Annotated in this window: 16 protein-coding genes and 1 tRNA gene; 7 read left to right on the forward strand and 10 right to left on the reverse strand. The window is 53.2% G+C overall.

Going from position 1 to position 17,451, the window contains the following annotated elements:
• Window positions 1–105 precede the first annotated feature (105 nt).
• The 4 genes from DC28_RS12610 to DC28_RS12625 form a co-directional block, all read right to left on the reverse strand.
• Window positions 106–178 (reverse strand) — tRNA-Lys (locus DC28_RS12610).
• A 124-nt stretch (window positions 179–302) separates the two neighbouring features.
• Window positions 303–1,877 (reverse strand): hypothetical protein, encoded by a 1,575-nt coding sequence (locus tag DC28_RS12615; protein ID WP_037549362.1) that lies wholly within the window; start codon window positions 1,875–1,877, stop codon window positions 303–305.
• Window positions 1,878–2,133: 256 nt separating this feature from the next.
• Window positions 2,134–3,381: a polymer-forming cytoskeletal protein gene (locus DC28_RS15840; protein ID WP_052078872.1), complete on the reverse strand. Its 1,248-nt coding sequence runs from the start codon at window positions 3,379–3,381 to the stop codon at window positions 2,134–2,136.
• A 77-nt stretch (window positions 3,382–3,458) separates the two neighbouring features.
• Window positions 3,459–4,220, reverse strand: a complete 762-nt coding sequence (locus DC28_RS12625; protein ID WP_037549364.1) for a prephenate dehydrogenase/arogenate dehydrogenase family protein — start codon at window positions 4,218–4,220, stop codon at window positions 3,459–3,461.
• Window positions 4,221–4,282: 62 nt separating this feature from the next.
• Between DC28_RS12625 and pta the strand changes: the two genes are divergently transcribed.
• The 3 genes from pta to dapA all read left to right on the forward strand — a co-directional run bounded on the left by pta (window position 4,283) and on the right by dapA (window position 7,026).
• Window positions 4,283–5,281 carry a phosphate acetyltransferase gene (gene pta / locus DC28_RS12630; protein WP_037549367.1) on the forward strand — a complete coding sequence of 333 codons (999 nt, stop codon included), beginning with the start codon at window positions 4,283–4,285 and terminating at the stop codon, window positions 5,279–5,281.
• Between the two features lie 2 nt (window positions 5,282–5,283).
• Complete coding sequence (gene dapB / locus DC28_RS12635) at window positions 5,284–6,033, forward strand: 4-hydroxy-tetrahydrodipicolinate reductase (protein WP_037549370.1); 750 nt, start codon at window positions 5,284–5,286, stop codon at window positions 6,031–6,033.
• 102 nt (window positions 6,034–6,135) lie between these two features.
• On the forward strand, window positions 6,136–7,026 hold the full coding sequence (gene dapA, locus DC28_RS12640) for a 4-hydroxy-tetrahydrodipicolinate synthase (protein WP_037549372.1): 891 nt from the start codon (window positions 6,136–6,138) through the stop codon (window positions 7,024–7,026).
• Between the two features lie 57 nt (window positions 7,027–7,083).
• On the opposite strand, the gene rsmA is transcribed toward dapA, so the two are convergent.
• The 4 genes from rsmA to DC28_RS12655 form a co-directional block, all read right to left on the reverse strand.
• A complete protein-coding gene (gene rsmA / locus DC28_RS12645) occupies window positions 7,084–7,908 on the reverse strand; it encodes a 16S rRNA (adenine(1518)-N(6)/adenine(1519)-N(6))-dimethyltransferase RsmA (protein WP_162180239.1) in 825 nt (274 codons plus the stop codon).
• Window positions 7,838–9,451: a ComEC/Rec2 family competence protein gene (locus DC28_RS15845; RefSeq protein WP_052078874.1), complete on the reverse strand. Its 1,614-nt coding sequence runs from the start codon at window positions 9,449–9,451 to the stop codon at window positions 7,838–7,840. Before DC28_RS15845 ends, rsmA begins: the two co-directional genes overlap by 71 nt.
• A 118-nt stretch (window positions 9,452–9,569) precedes the next feature.
• Window positions 9,570–10,805: a HEAT repeat domain-containing protein gene (locus DC28_RS12650; RefSeq protein ID WP_037549374.1), complete on the reverse strand. Its 1,236-nt coding sequence runs from the start codon at window positions 10,803–10,805 to the stop codon at window positions 9,570–9,572.
• 81 nt (window positions 10,806–10,886) lie between these two features.
• Complete coding sequence (locus DC28_RS12655; RefSeq protein WP_037549376.1) at window positions 10,887–11,942, reverse strand: flagellar brake protein; 1,056 nt, start codon at window positions 11,940–11,942, stop codon at window positions 10,887–10,889.
• 408 nt (window positions 11,943–12,350) lie between these two features.
• Between DC28_RS12655 and DC28_RS16955 the strand changes: the two genes are divergently transcribed.
• From DC28_RS16955 to DC28_RS12675, 4 genes are all read left to right on the forward strand, one after another.
• On the forward strand, window positions 12,351–12,827 hold the full coding sequence (locus DC28_RS16955) for a CPBP family intramembrane glutamic endopeptidase (protein ID WP_408020237.1): 477 nt from the start codon (window positions 12,351–12,353) through the stop codon (window positions 12,825–12,827).
• Window positions 12,828–13,215: 388 nt separating this feature from the next.
• Entirely contained in the window at window positions 13,216–13,854 is a 639-nt protein-coding gene (locus DC28_RS15850; RefSeq protein WP_052078875.1) for a TlpA disulfide reductase family protein, read from the forward strand.
• A gap of 22 nt (window positions 13,855–13,876) precedes the next feature.
• On the forward strand, window positions 13,877–14,842 hold the full coding sequence (locus DC28_RS12670) for a cytochrome c biogenesis CcdA family protein (RefSeq protein WP_052078876.1): 966 nt from the start codon (window positions 13,877–13,879) through the stop codon (window positions 14,840–14,842).
• A gap of 16 nt (window positions 14,843–14,858) precedes the next feature.
• Window positions 14,859–15,941 (forward strand): glycerophosphodiester phosphodiesterase family protein, encoded by a 1,083-nt coding sequence (locus DC28_RS12675; RefSeq protein WP_037549378.1) that lies wholly within the window; start codon window positions 14,859–14,861, stop codon window positions 15,939–15,941.
• On the opposite strand, the gene DC28_RS16290 is transcribed toward DC28_RS12675, so the two are convergent.
• Window positions 15,903–16,145, reverse strand: a complete 243-nt coding sequence (locus DC28_RS16290; protein WP_081942196.1) for a divergent PAP2 family protein — start codon at window positions 16,143–16,145, stop codon at window positions 15,903–15,905. The genes DC28_RS12675 and DC28_RS16290 overlap by 39 nt on opposite strands.
• Window positions 16,146–16,154: 9 nt before the next feature.
• Window positions 16,155–17,357, reverse strand: coding sequence for an IS256 family transposase (locus DC28_RS12680; protein WP_037545877.1), 1,203 nt, complete (start codon window positions 17,355–17,357; stop codon window positions 16,155–16,157).
• Between the last annotated feature and the right edge of the window lie 94 nt (window positions 17,358–17,451).

Genomic DNA, 17,451 nt, shown 5'->3' on the forward strand with positions numbered 1-17,451 from the left:
CCCTGTTGCCGGGATGAAAACCCGGTGTCCTAACCGCTAGACGAAGGAGACATATACTCGACCAGAATATACCCTGAGGGACCTATCCTGTGTCAATAGAAACGTTGAGCCGCACTGGATTCGAACCAGTGACCCACGCCTTAAAAGGGCGTTGCTCTACCAGCTGAGCTAGCGGCCCACGTTAGGGTTCGGAATGTACCAGCCTAAAGGCATATTGTCAAGCATCTGGACATAAAAAAACCGCCCGGACTCCGGGCGGTTCGTCATGCCTATTTGAAGGCACCTTTGGCAATCACCTGAGATCAGAACCGAATGGCGGTCTCCAGGGTGAATCCAATGTTTTTAAACTGTAATGATCCATCAACCTCACGGGGTTCAGAGATAGCAACAGCGGCGTTAATATCCAAGAACAGCAGGTGGGCTCCCACCCCGGCTGTCAGGTAGCCGTCATACATTCCGGCCCGGAAGGAGGCAAACCGAAGGATCTTAACCTCCGCGCCGATATTCAGGAAGTCCCAAACCGTGGGATCCAGGTAGGCATCGTCGTTTCCTGCCCGGATAATACCGATTAGGTCCCGTACATCCACACTGATCCTGGGGTCGAACAATACCGACAGGGCGCCAAGATCGGGATGGAAGGATGCCCCTACATTCAGCTTGAAGGGAGGCACATCGTACAGCTCATCAGCCGTAACGGGTGCTCCGGTGTTCAGGGGCAGTTCCCCTGCGGTAAGAAGACTTATGTACTCCTCACCGGTGTACTTGGTGGCCTGCTGGAGTTTGAAGGGCAGAATATCCTTGATTGCAGCCCCCAGGGTAAAGGGCCCGATATCCCACAGAGCACCCACATCCACGCCGATCCGGAACCCGGTGTACACATCACCGATAAGTGCTTGGAGATCAGGCTCACCACCGGCTAGCAGGGTGTTTATCATTGAAGAGGGATTCACATTGGAGTATCCCATGAAGGTCGGGCGTACCTGGGCTCCCAGGGTAATGGGGCCGATGGGAAAGGCAAGTCCGGCGGCCAGGGTTACGGTATTGAGAATCCGACCCTTGGTACCGAAGATATTCTTTCCCCTGAACTGGGCATCAGCGGTCACAAAGGCACCCAGACCGAAGCCGTGGCCGACATATCCCAAGGCTACCTGTGCCCCTGCTCGGAGGTTACCTGAGGGGATCTTGGGGTTGGAGGCAGGGTCAAGTGTCGAGGCCACCTTATCAATGGTCTCTTCAGGGAGTTTTGGCCCCCCTGCGGATTCCGCCCCTGCACTAGCTGCAGTCAGGGTGCTGTCAAGAATCTCGGGATTAGAGATTACCGCGATCACCACACCTCCCAGAGCTTCAGAAAGCTGCTCCTGGGTGGTTTCCGGATCTTCAATAAGGGTTTTGAGGGACTCAACATCCACCCCCGATTCTTCGAGGTTTTTCTTTACCGTTTCGTCGGTCACAACACTGTTGATGGCTGCTTCCTGCTGCTCGGGTGTTAACCCCCCACCCCAGTTCGCCACCTCTTCCAAGCCTGCAATAGCCTCATCATCGATGCCGAACTGAGCCAGTGTTTCCGGGTCTAACTGCCGAGACACGGACCCCGCTGGTTCATCTTGCTCAGAAGACAAATTGAGCTCTTGCATGAGGAAGTCCAAAAGGCTCTTATCCATGAAGGCCCAGGGAGTAACCGAAAGCAGGGTAAACTCCCCGTCCCGGGCGAATCCCGCCGGATTATAGAAAAACGCATTCATCCCCTCGGCGTTAGCCGTAAAAGCGCCGCCTTGACCAACCGCAACCGGGGTAGGCGGCAAAAAGGGATCTGCCTGGGCAAACAAGATGCCGGGCAGCAACAATAACACACCAATAAAAATTTTGTATTTTGACATAGTTCTCTCCTCTCGGGCAGATAATCCACCCGCCATCCTTTCGTTTCTGGTTCTAGTATAACTCCCCAAAAACAAAAAAACCATGGATGCTTGGTCCATGGTTAAAATTGATAGAAATTGTCATGATTAAAACAGCCATACCCCAACCTGGTGAGGACCCAGTACCGTTACCCGGGCTCTGGTCAGCCCATGGCCAGCCACGGGTACACCACTTAGGAACCAGGCCGGTGGGGCCCCCAAACAGCGTCCCAGGAAATCAGCCGCCCCGGCTTTCCTGCTGAACCCGCTGCAGCCCCTGCTGGGCCTCGGTCAGGGATGGCGAGCGGTTCAGGGCTTCCTGGTAGGCCTGTTCGGCAAGAATCAGGTTTTCCGCTCGCTCCCGGGCTGTAGCAAGACGCAACCACCACTGAGGGGATTGGGGATTATGAAACACCGCGGTGGTAAAGGCGATATCTGCGCGGTGAAATTCCTCCAGGCGCATAAACACCTCTCCCATGAGGTAGTACACCCGGTCAATTCGGCTGCCCTGGGGACGGACCTGAACGTATTCCTGAAGATACTGCAGGGCACGGATGTTGTCCCCTAATTGAAAATACGCCTCGCCGAGGGTTCCGAGGATTCGGTAGTCATACCGGGCCACCTGAAGGGCCTCCAGGCTGTAATCCCGGGCTTCACGGTAGCGGCCGAGATCCAGGAGAGCCCAGCCCAGAACCGTGTAGCTATTTAGGTTCCGGGGATCATCGGAAAGTTCCTCCAGGGTGATTTCTACTGCCCGTTGATAGTTCCCCTGGCGCCATTGTGCCAGGGCATCGGGTTTGGCTGCCTCCTGGTTCGTTGCTCCCGGCACGGTTTGGGCGTGAACCGTTCCGGGCATAGCCAGGGTCCAGAGGGTCATTAGTCCTGCCAGGACCGCCCAGGTTAGGCTGTCCAGGGGTTTATTTCCGCGGAATTTGAATCCCCCTGAATCCGGAGCAGCCTCACCCTCGGATTGGGAGGATTCGGATTTCGGAGACCCCGGGGAACCCGGAGGGGCCGCCCCGGAACGGTCCATGGAGCTTCCATCCCCAGCCGCAGCTGTTCCCCGAGGATTCCCCTGGGAAACACCGGAGGTCTGGTCGCCGGGAGGGCCTGGGAGCGCGGGGCTCGAAATAGGCCCGATCTCCATCTGACACTGGCCCTGAAGTTTGCTGCCGCTTTGCACCAGGAGATCTGCGCACTCCAGTTCGCCCTGGAACCGGCCGGTGGAGAAGAGCTCAACCCGGCTGCGGGCCTTCAGCGAACCGGAGACGGTACCCCGGACGCTTACGGTTTCCGCTTGAAGCTGGGCATGCACCCGGGCGGCTTGATGGATGTACACATCGGTGTCTACCGCGATGGTTCCCGTCAGGTTCCCCTTAATCAGAACGGGATGATCACAGGTAAAATCACCCTCAAATATAAAATCTTCACCAAAGACGGTTTCAATCTCCGCCTCGTCAATAGTCTTTAATCGAAGCTCTGCCATAGCCCCTCCCTTGCATGCCTAAATCACTGTACCGTACAGCGCCAACCCGTGCTGCGCCATCTATTCTCCCGGTAATCCTATTTTTCTGTCAATCCATCGTCATGGGTGGAATTGTCAGACAACCCGGAAAGAACCTGAATTAATTCATCGAATTTCCCCACCATCTGTTCTCTCATTTCTTTTGTATGGGGATTATACTGCTGAAGGTCCAGGAACAGCTGCCAGGGGTCGTTACAGGTTTGTTCCATTACCTCAAAAATTTTCTTGAATCCAAGGGTACCCATGGGTGAGGGCTTCAAATCTAGACTAGCTAACAGTCTGCCGATGAAATGGGTGATGCCCTGGGTTCGAGCAGCCTCCCGGTCGTGGTCCTCAGGACTCATCACCATCACCCGCATCCCCAGGGAACTAAACCGATCCGCCCATTCCTGCACCAGGGAGTCAGATCCCCGGGTCGGGGTCACTACCATAGGCAGGTCATGTAAGGAGGAGTCCGCTGAGTCCGGTCCAAACATCGGGTGGGTACCGATCACGTCAATCTGTTCGGGCAGATAGCGGACCAGGGATGCCAGAGGAAACTCCTTGACGGAACAGGTATCCATCACCAGGGTTCCAGGCCTTAGTACCGCTGATAGATCTTTCGCAACCTGGGGTATTGCGGAGATGGCTGCGCAAATAAATACGACGTCACATTCCGAAAGGCCGTCCAGAGGCACCAATTCAATGCTGGGGGGAAATCTCCGGGGGGTTCGGTTGTACCCCACTACCCGCCCCAGGGAAGCCATTTTTCCTGCCCAGAAGAGGCCGAATCGCCCAAGTCCATAGATACCGATGGTCATGGCTGGATGATATATGGTAGGCTGGGGATATACAATACCGTTTTATTTTTACGAGGCATTTTATGACATTTATCGAAACTATTCAGCAGAAGGCCATCAGCCTCGGGAAGGCTCTCGTACTTCCCGAGGGTACCGAACCACGGACCATTCAGGCAGCAAGAATCATCCTTGATAAGGGTATAGCCGCCTCGGTCTCGCTGATCGGAATCCCTGAGGAAATTCGGAAGGCAGCCCAGCCCCTTGGAGTAGCTCTGGATGGAATCACCCTGGAAAACCCCGGGGAAAGCCCCGAGCTTCCCGGATTCGCTGAAGAGTATTTCCAGCTTCGTAAACATAAGGGAATGACTCCGGAGAAGGCAGCCGGTGATATTCTTGATCCGCTGCGCTGGGGATGCATGATGGTACGTCTCGGCAAGGCGGATGCCATGGTTGCCGGGGCGGAGAATACCACCGGGGATGTGCTTAAAGCAGCCTTTACAATCATCAAAACAAAACCGGGGATCAAGAGCGCTTCTTCATGTTTCGTCATGATCCACCCCGATACCGCCTGGGGGGCTGAGGGCAGAATGGTGTTCTCGGACTGTGCGACCATTCCCAACCCGACAGCCGAACAACTGGCAGAAATCGCCCTGGCGGCAGCGGAGAGTTGTAAGACCTTTTTGCAGACCGAACCTCGGGTGGCGTTGCTGAGCTATTCGACTAAGGGATCTGCGGGGGGCCCCGAGGTTGATAAGGTGGTGCAGGCCCTGGAGATAATTAAAACCCAGCGGCCGGATCTGGCGGTAGACGGAGAACTGCAGCTGGATGCCGCCCTTGTTCCCTCGGTAGCCGCCAAAAAGGCTCCGGATTCCAAGGTGGCAGGATCCGCCAATACCCTGATTTTTCCGGACCTTCAAGCGGGCAACATCGGCTACAAACTGGTTCAGCGTCTGGGAGGGGCAGAGGCTATCGGTCCGATCCTCCAGGGCTTTGCAAAACCCATCAGCGACCTGTCCCGGGGATGTTCCGTAGATGATATTGTGAACGTCAGCGCATTAACCATATCCCAGACAGAGGTGTAGGTATGAGAATTGCTATTGTTGGCTACGGAAGAATGGGCCGGCTGATAGAAGAAATTGCCCTGGACCGGGGACATCAGGTTGTTTCAAGAATCGATCCTCAAGCCCCGGGAGCGGATTTTCCAATCGTGAATCCCCAGGCCCTCGAGGATGTGGAGGGGGTAATAGAATTCGGTCTGCCCGAGGGCATGATTGAGAACGCCCAGGTCTACACCGAACAGAATCTGCTCGTCGTCCTCGGAACAACCGGCTGGGATGGATTGAAGGAGAAGCTATTCTCCCTCTATGAGGCGGGAGGGGCGCTGTTGTACGGATCGAATTTTTCGGTGGGAGCGAACCTCTTATTCGCCCTGACAAAACAGGCTGCCCATCTTATCGAGAACATCCATGAGTATGACATCATGGTTCATGAATACCATCACCGTCACAAGAAAGACAGTCCCTCCGGGACAGCCTTGAGCATAGCCCAGGTGATTTTAGAGAACCTTTCCAGGAAAACAGAGCTCCAGACGGAGGCGCTGACCCACCGGGCGATCAGGGATGAAGAGCTTCATGTGAGCAGTACCCGTGGCGGTGCGGTTCCCGGAACCCATACAATCACCCTGGACAGCGAAGCGGACACCATCGCCCTTACCCACACAGCCCGGTCTCGGAAGGGATTCGCCCTGGGCGCAGTCTTGGGTCTGGAGTGGTTAAAAAATAAACCCGGGGTGTTCCATGCGGATCAATTCTTTAAGGATTATCTGGGGCTCTAATCCCGCCGCATGGGCAATGCGGAAACCTGAAAACCGGGTGCCAGCCAACCGAACACCCATGGCGCTGGTGCTCCACAAAACCTTTACAAAAAGGATGTAATTATGACGATTCAACAACAATACTCCGGCGTCTTCACGGCTCTTATCACCCCGTTTCTAAAGAACGGATCGGTGGACGAACCGCGGCTTCGAACCTTGGTGGAAAGTCAAATCCAGGCAGGCATATCCGGGCTGGTTCCTGTAGGCACCACCGGCGAAAGCCCCACGGTAACCCACAAGGAGAACATACAAATAGTAAAAATAGTGGTAGATCAGGCTGCAGGACGGGTACCCGTGGTGGCAGGAACGGGCTCCAACAGTACCGCCGAAGCCATTGACATGACCGGTCAGGCCATGGAAATCGGCGCCACCGCCAGCCTCCAGGTGGCTCCCTACTATAACAAACCGAATCAAGACGGCCTCCATCAGCACTTCCATGCTATCGCTGAGCAGGTAGATCTGCCGATGATCATCTACAACATTCCCGGCCGCACCGGGGTGAACCTTGCAACCCCTACCCTGCTCTCATTAGCCGAGCACGCTAATATCCTAGGCGTAAAGGAAGCCAGCGGAAACCTCGGACAGATGATGGACGTACTAGCCGGCCGGCCCGATGATTTCACCCTTCTCAGCGGGGACGATAATATTACCTTGCCGGTTCTTCTTCTTGGCGGCAACGGGGTCATCAGCGTTGCCAGTAATATCATCCCAGAGCAGATGATTTCCATGGTCACCCATGCCCTGGAGGGCGCGGTTTCCCAGGCCCGGGCCCTGCATTACCGCCTGCTGCCCCTCTTCAAGGCCATGTTTTCCGACACCAACCCTATTCCGGTAAAATATGCCCTCTCCCGGTTAGGCAGATGTGAAGAAATCTTCCGCCTGCCGATGTGTTCACCCTCGGAGGAAGTAAAACAGGGCATTGACCAGGTGCTTCGGGACCTCTCGTTGTTGTAACAGCTGGGCAGCTCCCCTGGTACTCTAGAGCTCCCGGTTTAACCCCGGGGGCTTTTTCTATCCGGCAGCCAATGCTTGGATGTTTCCAGCCCACCGGCGGTATTCTTCTGGGGAGAGGGTTTCAGCCCGTTGGTTTAGGGTGATTCCCATGTCCGAGCCAGCCCGGGCTATCAGGGGAAGATCGATGCCCGGCATAGAATCCGATTCACGGGCGATCCAATGGCGCAGATTGTTTTGCAGGGTCTTTCGCCTGGATGAAAAGGCGGCCTTGACCATCCGGTAGTACCACGCCGGCAATGGATCCCCCTCCACGGTACTCCCCGATATCCGGGAAAGCCGGATAATAGAGCTTGTCACCTCGGGTTCCGGAAAAAACGCCGTCCCCCCAATATCGCCCACAATCTCCGGCTGGTAATGGGTCTGCATAATGACTGAATAGCTGGAGTAGTTTTTTTCTCCTACCCGGGCAGCTATCCGCTGAGCACCCTCCTTTTGCAGGGTTGCCAGGATTACCCCCGGATGACAGCCGCCCTGAATCAGGGATTCAAGGATCTCCGAGGCACTTCGGTAGGGCAGATTTCCAATGATAGCCTGAGGAATACCGTGATCAGCCGCCACTTGTTTCCAAGTCTTCCGGGCATCCCCTTCAACCAGGTGAAAATGTTCCTCCTGGGAAAATTCTTCGGATAGAACCCTTGAAAATCCGAAATCAAGCTCGAAGGCGGTAACATGAAAGCCCCGCTGGAGGATGAGTTGGGTGATCGCACCCAGTCCCGGACCAATTTCCCAGACTTTTGAATCCAGGGGTGTATCAAGGAGATCCACAATCCTCTGCCTCGCTCCGGGATCTACCATGAAGTTTTGACCGAATCGCTTTTTCATGGACAGTCCCCGCTCTTGGATGAATTGTGAAAGCTCCCGGGGTGAGTTGTATGGAATCATATTGGTGGCGAGGGTACCAGGATTGTCTATTCCAGAGCAAGAGGGTACAACCCAGCCACATAACCCCGACAATAACTCTTAGCGGCCAGCCTTCAAGGTTCACCGGGGGTATGAGCCGCCCTCGGAGCAGAACAGTCTCTGTAACTTCCTCCAACCTCGAAAACAGAACCATAAACCAGGACGGCATGGGTAAGGCCCAGGCTGTCAGGAGTACCAATAGACCCCCATAAATCCATACCCCCAAGAGGATACCGAGAATCGGAGACAAGATAATTCCGTTCAGAGAGATTTCACCCCCGACAGCCAGAAAAAAGGGGATGGTCCACCACACCGCGCTCAACCCGGGGGCGAGATATCCTGCCAGATGCCGTCCGGAAATCCTCACCAATAACCTGGATGCCACGGCTTGGGACTTGATGATTCCCCAGAGTGCCAGGAACGAAAGGTAGAACCCCCAATCCAGGAGGAACCATGGGTTCAAGACGAGGAGCACCCCCATGGAAATAAAAAATACCCCGTCCCCGGGGATGGGAATGCGGAGAAAAAACCATAATTCAGTCAGCACGAACATCAGCCCAGCTCGGAACAACCCCGGGCCCGGCAATGCGATAAAACAAAATCCACCCACCAGGATCATCATGCACAGGGATATCAACCGGCTGCAGAATAGACTCCGCTGTGCGAAACCCCTGCCAAGCCGCAGCAGCAGGGAAGATAATAAACCGAGATGGAATCCCGAGAGGGCTAATACGTGGAGCACGCCGGCCTGGCGGAACAGAAGTTCAAGCTCCGGATGCACCCGGGTCCGGTCTCCGAGGAGGACCGCAGCCAAAAAATCCTGAGCCCTGAGCCGAGAAACACCAGCCTCAGGGGTATCAGCTCCAGAAAAACTGCGTCGGATCAGAGAGCTGCAGGCCATCCGGATCCGCATAAAAATCGACCCGCCCTTTGCAGGCGAGGTTATCCGGGATTCTTGCTTCCGGGCGGTGATCTCCCCGACCCAGGGGGTTGCAGCCCAAAGCCGCACCCCTTGAGGGTTTTCCACGGAGGTGACTACTGCTAGTCGGTAGGTTCCGTATTGCATCACCCTTCCCCCCAGGACTACCCCGCTGTCGTACCGTGAAATCTCTTCAAGAACTGCAGGAGGACAGGCCGAACGTTGACTCCAGAGGGTAAGAAACGGTATTTGGCTGAGTAGCGGACCAAGGAGGGCAACCATTAGTAGCACGGTTACCATACCCCGACGGAATCGGGGCAACCGAGTCCAGGACAGTACCCTGCACCGGGCAGGGATATAAACAAGGGATAGAAGGATCAGTACAAGGACGGAAAAGCAGATCAGCAGGATTATCGGTGCCTGGAAGCCCAGAATGGTTACCAGGGAAGAACATAGACAAATCCCCGCCCAGAATTGTAAGAATCCCAGATTATAAACCCCGGGCAGGGCTAACCGGGGCACTCCCGGGGAAACCAGATAGACCACGGCACCTCCCATCGAACCAAGGCACCGTGGCAGACAGACCCGGCGGAGGAGAATACAGGGATAGCAGGGTCGAGAGACCCCTTAATACTAACCTGTTCTCTTCCAGGGATTGGGTGGATCAGCGGGTAACGGCCCTGATAGCCTCCCTGGCTGCGGCCTTCACGGTACTCGGATAGTTCAATATAGTAACCATGAATAATGCGTTGTATGCTTCAACTCGACCGAGATTTTTCAGGTTTTCTATCACCGCCAGAACAATTTGCCGATCATAGGGCCTGTCCTGCTCGGTGTAGGTGTTGATAAGCTCAAGAAATGCAGTGAGCCGGTTTGCTGCCGCCGGTTGCCCGGTTTTACCCAGAGCTGCTATGGCTTCGAGCACCACCGATTTATTTCCATATCCCCGGTCGAAGGCCACGATAGAGGTATTAAAGTGATTGATTAGCTCGGGAGTAATTTCAGGGATGGGATTTGCAGCCAGCACCCGTACGGCCTGCTGCCGCAAGAACTCCCGGGTTGCCCGCAGACCCTGGTTTGAAGTTTGAACTCCCAATACATTCGAGAGCACAAACCCCGCAAATCGGGTTTTTTGGTCTTGGGTGGGAATTTCAGAATCCATGAACACGTCATAAATGTCTTGTTTTGATTCATCTGCTGCCCGGGCGAAGGCGCGGGAAAATAATTCCACTAAATCGGTTTCCATTTGTGCCAGCCCCTGAAAGGCTCGGGTTGAGATATCTCCTTCAAGACGGGCCGTGATAACCTGAACAAGAATGTCTCCGGCAGCGTCGGACCCAAGAGCAGAAAGGGTTTGCACCAAGGCACTTGCCAGCTGTAAATCAATCTCGGTTCCACCGATGCGGGTATTAACCATGGTTTGCAGCCGCGAAACCATCCGCAGTACAACCTCCTGGCTGACTGACTCGAAACTTGATAGAGCATCTAGAATAGACAACCCGAGGCTGGTATTGCTACTCAAGGTATACAGGGTCCAAAGTCTCGGGGCTACTTGGGCATTTCCAGCCTCTTCAAGCCGAGATACTACGATGGAAGCAATCCGCTGTAACTGGGTATCTTGCCCTAGGGTTTCGCCGTTACTGATCACGAACTCCAACGCTTTGGTATACAGGGGGAAGACCTGTTCAACCGGATCGTCCTGAGCGGTTTGCAGGATCTGTATCTTTCCATCGGAATTCACCTGGTCAAATCCTTCCAGGTAGGCATTTAATTGCAATTCCTCAGGCGAGGACGGGGTTTGTTGGGTCGTGTCTCCTGGTGCTTCTTCCTGAGAAAATCCTTGGATGCCAAGGCAAAGCAGCACAGCTAGCAGGAACGCGAGTGACTTTTTACGTATCATTAATACTCCTCCACGATTCGGGGTCATGCCTAAAGTATACAGAGAATCGCCCGGCACACAAGTGCTTTCTGCCCAGAGGTCCTAGGCCTGGGGCGCAGATGTTTGGGCTGAGGCGTTACCCTTGGCTCCAGCATTAGAATCCCCTTGCCCAAGAATTCCGTACACATAGATTAGTATACGGTTCTTCATGGCCTGGCTTGGAGAGACCGCTTCGATGTGGAGTATTGAGAGATTTTGAGTTTCCTTGTAGGTCACACCCTTTACGGTACCGCACATAACAATATCCTGGCCGCCCAGGGTCGTTTGAAGCTTCACCACCATACCGGCCTTGGCGCGACCGCCCACCATGACACCGGCGCCGCTTTCAGAGATATCCACCATCTTGCATCGGTAGCCCCCCGAGGTGACCGGGGATTCATTTGCAGCTCCCAGGGACTTGAGGGGGTAGAGGCTGCCTGACTGCTGGAGACCTACACGGATGCTCCCCCGTTTCTGGGCGCGGATGAGGTTTTCTGAATGGAGAATGTGGAGGATGGGATACTGACGGTCGCTGTAGTCACCCAGAACCTTGGTTTCAAAATAATACCCTGCGTCATCCTTCCGCCAGAAATAGATTTTCACGCTTTGACCGCGCCAACTAAAGAGAGGATCATGGCGTTTACCCGTGGGATAAGAAATGGCGATATATTTCCTGATATTTTCCACTACCTTGGAGCTGTATATGCCCGACCCCGGCAGGGCAATTTTTAGCTGTTGGCCAGCGGGGATGCTCCGGGTACTGGAGAGCCCCAGGCGGTATTTAGGGAGATTAAACTCCACCCGCTTTCTAAACTCAAATAGCTTTCCTATGAATTCCACCGATTCCGGGGTATCTGCCCTGCCCCGGCGTTGATAATCCAGGATAGTTCCCCGGATACAGCGGTCCAGTGCCTTTTCCGACCAGAACAGGGATGTTGGGTTGGGCAGCTTATTATGCACTGCGATGACCCGGAGAAGGTTTAGCTCCCTGAATGAGAACCCCGACTCTGCGCCCTTCACATAAAAGCTCAGCCAGGGAAAGCCAAACCCGCCGCCGCGGATGACTACCAATGAGAACAATAGGATGACTGATCCGAGGATGATAAGTACAATGGTCATTAGGTATTGATTATAAAGAGGTGTTCTTTGCTCTGTAAAGACTTATTCCTGGTGGTGTTATTATTTTTATCGTCAATTCTGCCACTAAGCCCAATTTCAGGTGCAATCGTCAAGGGTTCCATTTCTGTGATCCTCCTGTACACCTTGGTGCGGGGTGATGCCAAAGGATCCTTCCGAGGGGTGGTTAGATTTGGGGTGCCGAAGCGCCTCCGGAGTCCCCTCGGCCGTATCAGCTACCATGGATTCATATATGGTATTGTGCCGGGGATCCTGAGCGGACTGTTGCTCCTGCTTTGGCTGGGGTTAGCCAAAACGGGCCTGCCAACCTCCTGGCAGGGAGAGCAGACCAGCGGTATTGCCGGGGGCTTTACAAGGTTCCCAGGCTTTTCCCAGCCTCTGTATGTGCTGGTGGTGGCATTGGCAGCCTTGTGGGAGGAGTTGTTTTTTCGCGGATACCTGTTTTTTCGAATCTTTCAGGGATTTCACGGGCAGATTTCAGGTACTCCAGGATCGCTACAGCCCGCTCCCCCATCCCGGGATGGGCGGGACACCGAGGTATTGTCAACGAGAAGCCAGGTACCGAGGCATGGGGCAGCCCGTTCGCGGGGGCGAGTACGAATCACTGCGTTTCATTCTATGCGCTCCCCGGGTACACCCAGTTCATGGGGGCGAGTACGAATTACTGCGCTCAGCGGCCTGGTTACCGCAGGGCTTTTCGCCGTCGGACACTGGTATGGCGGACCAGCAGGACTGCTATTCGCTTTTATTAGTGGGATACTCTTGAGTCTTCCAGTGATAATGTATGGTATTCCGCGGGGAGTCGTCCTCTCCGCAGCCGCTCACCTGGTATACAATGTGACGGTGCTGATCCTGGCCGGGAATTAGCATTCCTGAGTTGGCAAGAGGTTACCCCCTTCCCCTCTTCCCCATTACCACGGGGCCGGACCCCAGACAGCCCAGCCGTATCCGGTGTGGTTTGCAAGCCATTCCACGAGAAATCCTTGTAACCCGTGATGCTGTATAAAGCCGCATAAATTTATTACACTTTTTATCATGTTTTACATCGTATTGGATTAACATATAGCTTTTTTTGTATATACTATTTCCTGTGAGGTTCATTCAAACGCCGTTTTGCATGGACCATGCGCCGGATCAACAAGCGAGAATCATTTCTTCGAGATGATTTACTCTTTTCCCATTATCGCGCATGCCAATTGGAAATGACTTTTGCAATTGGCTCTTAGGTTTAAATCTTTAGTGTTAGGAGATTGTAATGGTAGATACTAGGTGTAATAATGCCTCACTATGTATACCCGGATTCCAACGCCCCCAGAAAAACCTCAGGGGCAACACAATAACCAAAGGGATTCTGACCGGTTTATTAGCGGTGTTCCTTCTATCCATGGGAACCGGCACCGTTGCGGCTCAAGACAATCCCCTACCCGAGGAGGTACGCAAGGCTATCGAGGGTTTGGCAATGATTCCCTTCGATGAATATATCGAGTCTGTTCATTTTGAGCTGCCCGATCTTGCTGATGGTATGATTTCCCTGGAAGATTTCCGAGGCAGCTTCGTTCTGTTAAATTTCTGGGCCTCCTGGTGCGGTCCGTGCCGAGCCGAGATGCCCTCCATGCAGGCCCTCTATGATGACCTTCAGGGGGACGGCCTGGAAATTCTCGCTGTTAATCAACGAGAGTCCCAGAGTATCGCTCAGGATTTTATCTCTGAGTTTGGCTACAGTTTTCCAGTGGCCCTGGATGCAAATGGCGTCATTGGGTACCAATACGGTGTACGAAGCATTCCCCTAACCTACCTGGTCGATCCTGAGGGTAGGATTATCGCCGGGAAAATAGGCGCCCAAGATTGGAATACCCCCGCTATCCGAAGTGCTTTTTCTACACTGCTGAATTAGCGGTAAGCGCCTGGAGACGATTATGGAACTAAACCTACTCAATGTGCTTCTTGTGGGGGGCGCCGGAACACTGTCATTTTTAAGTCCCTGTGTACTTCCCCTTGTCCCCTCCTATTTGAGCTTTATTAGTGCCGGAGCCCAGTCCCGGCGTGAGAATGCTAAGGAGGATGGTACCCCGGCTTGGATCACTCTCGGACGTACCCTGTTCTTCGTTGCCGGATTTAGCACCGTCTTTGTAATTCTGGGGATCGTATTCAGCGGGGCTGGGTTCTTTCTGAGTGGGATTCAGCGCCAAATTTCAGTGATCAGCGGAGTTATTATTGTCTTGTTTGGGATCCATACCATTTTTCCGATAATCCCCGCACTTAATTTCGAAAAACGTTTCCATCTGTCACAAAGACCGGTATCTATGGTGGGCTCCTTTGTTGTCGGAACAGCCTTCGGTGCCGGGTGGAGTCCTTGTATTGGTCCGATGTTGGCCAGTGTATTATTTCTGGCTGGAAGTTCGGCTCAGATCGTACCCGCCACTATTTTTTTAACGGTGTATAGTCTCGGTCTTGGGATTCCGTTTGTGTTGTCTGGGATTTTTCTAAACCGTTTGAAACCTTTTTTGGCCATCATGCGTCGGCATCCCAGGACAATCTCTTTGATAAGCGGCAGTATATTAATCCTATTAGGGTTACTGATAAGTCTAGGCCAATTCCAAGGCCTGAGCCAATTCTTCGGAAACCTTGGGTTTAGGGTAGAATCCTGGGGACGGCAAAACCCGTTACAGGCACGGATCATCTTTACGGCCATCATGGGACTACTCAGTATCATCAGCATTATTCCCGGTGCTGCGGGTATCAGAAAAAATGGAATCACCCTCAAATCCGGCATGAGTCTGATAATCTTTGCAGCTACCGTGACCCTGGGGATTCTGAATGCAACCCAGGCCATTTCCTTATCAGATGTATTAGCATCCTGGCTATCTTTTCAGGGGATATAGTATACTATTCCTAACTATGCGAGTGTTGATTAGAACCTGGTACATACTATCTTCTGTATTTCTGGTTATCACGATAACGAACCTGCTCCCCAATTGGCCCCAGGGGGGGCAGCCGAGTCCCCTTTTAAAGGAGCCAGGAATCCCCCCGGCGGTGGTTCCCCACGGAGGAGCAAAACTTCTGTATCCCGAGAATACGGTGTTTTCATTTTGGGCGATGAACGATGCGGGCTACGAGGTGTTTGAGATTGATCTGGCTCTCACCCGGGATGGGCAGCTGATTTCCCACCATGATTTAGATATTCAGGGAACCACCGGAATTAGCGGCCGGCGGGTGGACAGTTTTACCTACGATGAGCTATTAGGTTTCAACTTTGGCTCCCAGTTCCAATCTCTTAACGGGGATTTTCCCTACCGAGATTTAAATGCCCAGGGAACCAAGAGAGAACGTGCCATCCTCCAAACCCTCGTTCCAGCCCGACTTGAAGATTTGTTTGTAGCCTTCCCGGATAAACAATTCCTCCTGGAGCTGAAGGATACCGTGCCAGGCAGCGGAGACTCCCAGGCGAAAGCCGCCGCAGCGGAGTTGGTGCGCCTCATTGCCCGATACGGAATGTCCGACAAGGTGACTATTTCAAGCTTTGACGACCAGGTTATTTCTTACCTGACTCAATTCTCCCGGGGGATTCTGCCCCTGCGGGTTGCAGCATCAACCCAGGATTCCGTCATATTTGCCATAATCACCAGTCTGCGGCTCGGTTTCTTTTTGTGGCCAAGCTACGATGCGTTTATGCTCCCCGCTGATTCGGTACTAGAAGGCAGTCTCCGCACCACGTTAGAGAAACTACCCGCATTTATCCGTGACAGTATCGCCCGGTACGACGAAACCCGGGATGTTTGGTACAGCGATCTTGGCCGAGGATCTATTATCCGAACAGCCCACAAATTGGGGAAAGCAGTGTACTATTGGACCGTTAACAGTCCTCAAATTGCTGGAAAACTCACCCAGCTGCATGCAGACGGCATTATTACCGACCGGCCAGATATTATCTCATCGGTGGTCTCAGAAACCCAGCGTCAACAGAACAACACTCGTGACTGATAATCCGTAAACAATCCCCCAGAGAATCTCAGCCAGGGAGTGGCCTACCATCTCGTTTAATACAGCCTCATCCTTCAACTCCAGGGTTGCCCTGAGCCGGTTTAACACCTGAGCATGTTTCTGAACCTCACCACGCAAACGATACGCATCGTAAATAACAATGAGACTGAACACTGCACTGACGGAAAAAGCAGCCGATGCCATTCCGTAGGATTAAGCAACCTTTTTTCTGTAAATTTCTTTAAAAGCAGGGCGATCATTAGACTCGGGTAAGTACCGTTTTTCATTCTGCCATTGATCGTTCTGTTCGATCAGCATGGCCGCCGCAAGGCGAAGCAAACTATCGGCATTAGGGAATACGCCTACGACCTTTGTTCGCCTTTTTATTTCTTTCATTTGACGTTCAGCCAAATTTGAGGTTCGTAACTTCCTCCTGTGGTTTTCCGGGATATGAAATACGCTTAATCCCTCCCGGAGATTTTCATCAGCCCACTGGGCAAGACGGGGCTGGGTCTTCTCATACTTTTCTACCAGGCTCTGCAAGTACCTTTCGGCGTTCTGTTCATCTGGGGCATTGAAAACCTTGCGGATTTCCGCCGCTACCGCCGGGACATCGTCTTTCCTTGTCACGTAACCACGAGCATTTTGCTGCAAGTGAAATTGACACCGTTGCCACAAGATTCCAGGAAACACAGCATCGATAGCTGCTCGAAGACCCGCATGGTCATCACTGGTAATCATGGTCAGACCATGGAGCCCTCTACGAACCAGGCCTTCTAGAAACGATCGCCAATTTACCTCCGCTTCGCTATTGGCTACTTCTGTGCCCAAAATCTGACGTTTGCCTTCATAATCGACGCCTATGGCCATCAGTAGGGACTGTTTGACCACTTTCGAGCCTACACGCACTGATTCATATGTAGCGTCGAGCACGAGATACTGTATTTGTCCTACCGGCGAGGATCGCCAGGATGTTGCCTCTTCATCCAGCTCCTTCGCCAATCGACTTACCTGTGAGGAGCTCACCTCGGTGCCGCATAGGATTTCTACGATATCTGAAACCCGTCTAGTACTGACCCCTTTTACGTACATCTCGGCTATCGCAAGTTTTAAGGCTCGTTCACTCCGAATACCCTTTTCGATACAGCTGGGATAGAATTCCAGTCCGCGGACTTGAGGTATCTTGAGTAATACCTTCCCGGTAGCCAAAGCCAAGGTTTTGTTCTTAAACCCGTTGGCGTAGCCCATTCGATCTTCGGTCCGCTCATAGGGTTCGGCCTGAAGGGTTTTGGCTCGCTCAAGTTTCATTGCTTCGTTCACTACCTTTTCTATCACCTTAGAAAATTTACTGTCTTCCTTGGTGGCTAACATTTGGATCACTTGCTCTAAAAGTGTATACTCTGATTGGTAGGCCATCGGGCTCTCCTTATGGTTTGTTTCGTCACTTACCATTTGAGCCTGATCGGCCTGCTTTCTTCAACCTAATTTACAGAAAGAATTGTACACCAAC

The organism is Spirochaeta lutea (assembly GCF_000758165.1).
GTDB classification, from domain to species: Bacteria; Spirochaetota; Spirochaetia; order DSM-27196; family Salinispiraceae; genus Spirochaeta_D; species Spirochaeta_D lutea.

Excerpts from the sequence above, each read along its gene's own strand:
- DC28_RS12615 (WP_037549362.1), bottom strand. The coding sequence starts at position 1,877 with ATGTCAAAATACAAAATTTTTATTGGTGTGTTATTGTTGCTGCCCGGC.
- DC28_RS15840 (WP_052078872.1), bottom strand. The coding sequence starts at position 3,381 with ATGGCAGAGCTTCGATTAAAGACTATTGACGAGGCGGAGATTGAAACC.
- DC28_RS12625 (WP_037549364.1), bottom strand. The coding sequence starts at position 4,220 with ATGACCATCGGTATCTATGGACTTGGGCGATTCGGCCTCTTCTGGGCA.
- pta (WP_037549367.1), top strand. The coding sequence starts at position 4,283 with ATGACATTTATCGAAACTATTCAGCAGAAGGCCATCAGCCTCGGGAAG.
- dapB (WP_037549370.1), top strand. The coding sequence starts at position 5,284 with ATGAGAATTGCTATTGTTGGCTACGGAAGAATGGGCCGGCTGATAGAA.
- dapA (WP_037549372.1), top strand. The coding sequence starts at position 6,136 with ATGACGATTCAACAACAATACTCCGGCGTCTTCACGGCTCTTATCACC.
- rsmA (WP_162180239.1), bottom strand. The coding sequence starts at position 7,908 with ATGAAAAAGCGATTCGGTCAAAACTTCATGGTAGATCCCGGAGCGAGG.
- DC28_RS12650 (WP_037549374.1), bottom strand. The coding sequence starts at position 10,805 with ATGATACGTAAAAAGTCACTCGCGTTCCTGCTAGCTGTGCTGCTTTGC.
- DC28_RS12655 (WP_037549376.1), bottom strand. The coding sequence starts at position 11,942 with ATGACCATTGTACTTATCATCCTCGGATCAGTCATCCTATTGTTCTCA.
- DC28_RS15850 (WP_052078875.1), top strand. The coding sequence starts at position 13,216 with ATGGTAGATACTAGGTGTAATAATGCCTCACTATGTATACCCGGATTC.
- DC28_RS12670 (WP_052078876.1), top strand. The coding sequence starts at position 13,877 with ATGGAACTAAACCTACTCAATGTGCTTCTTGTGGGGGGCGCCGGAACA.
- DC28_RS12675 (WP_037549378.1), top strand. The coding sequence starts at position 14,859 with ATGCGAGTGTTGATTAGAACCTGGTACATACTATCTTCTGTATTTCTG.
- DC28_RS16290 (WP_081942196.1), bottom strand. The coding sequence starts at position 16,145 with ATGGCATCGGCTGCTTTTTCCGTCAGTGCAGTGTTCAGTCTCATTGTT.
- DC28_RS12680 (WP_037545877.1), bottom strand. The coding sequence starts at position 17,357 with ATGGCCTACCAATCAGAGTATACACTTTTAGAGCAAGTGATCCAAATG.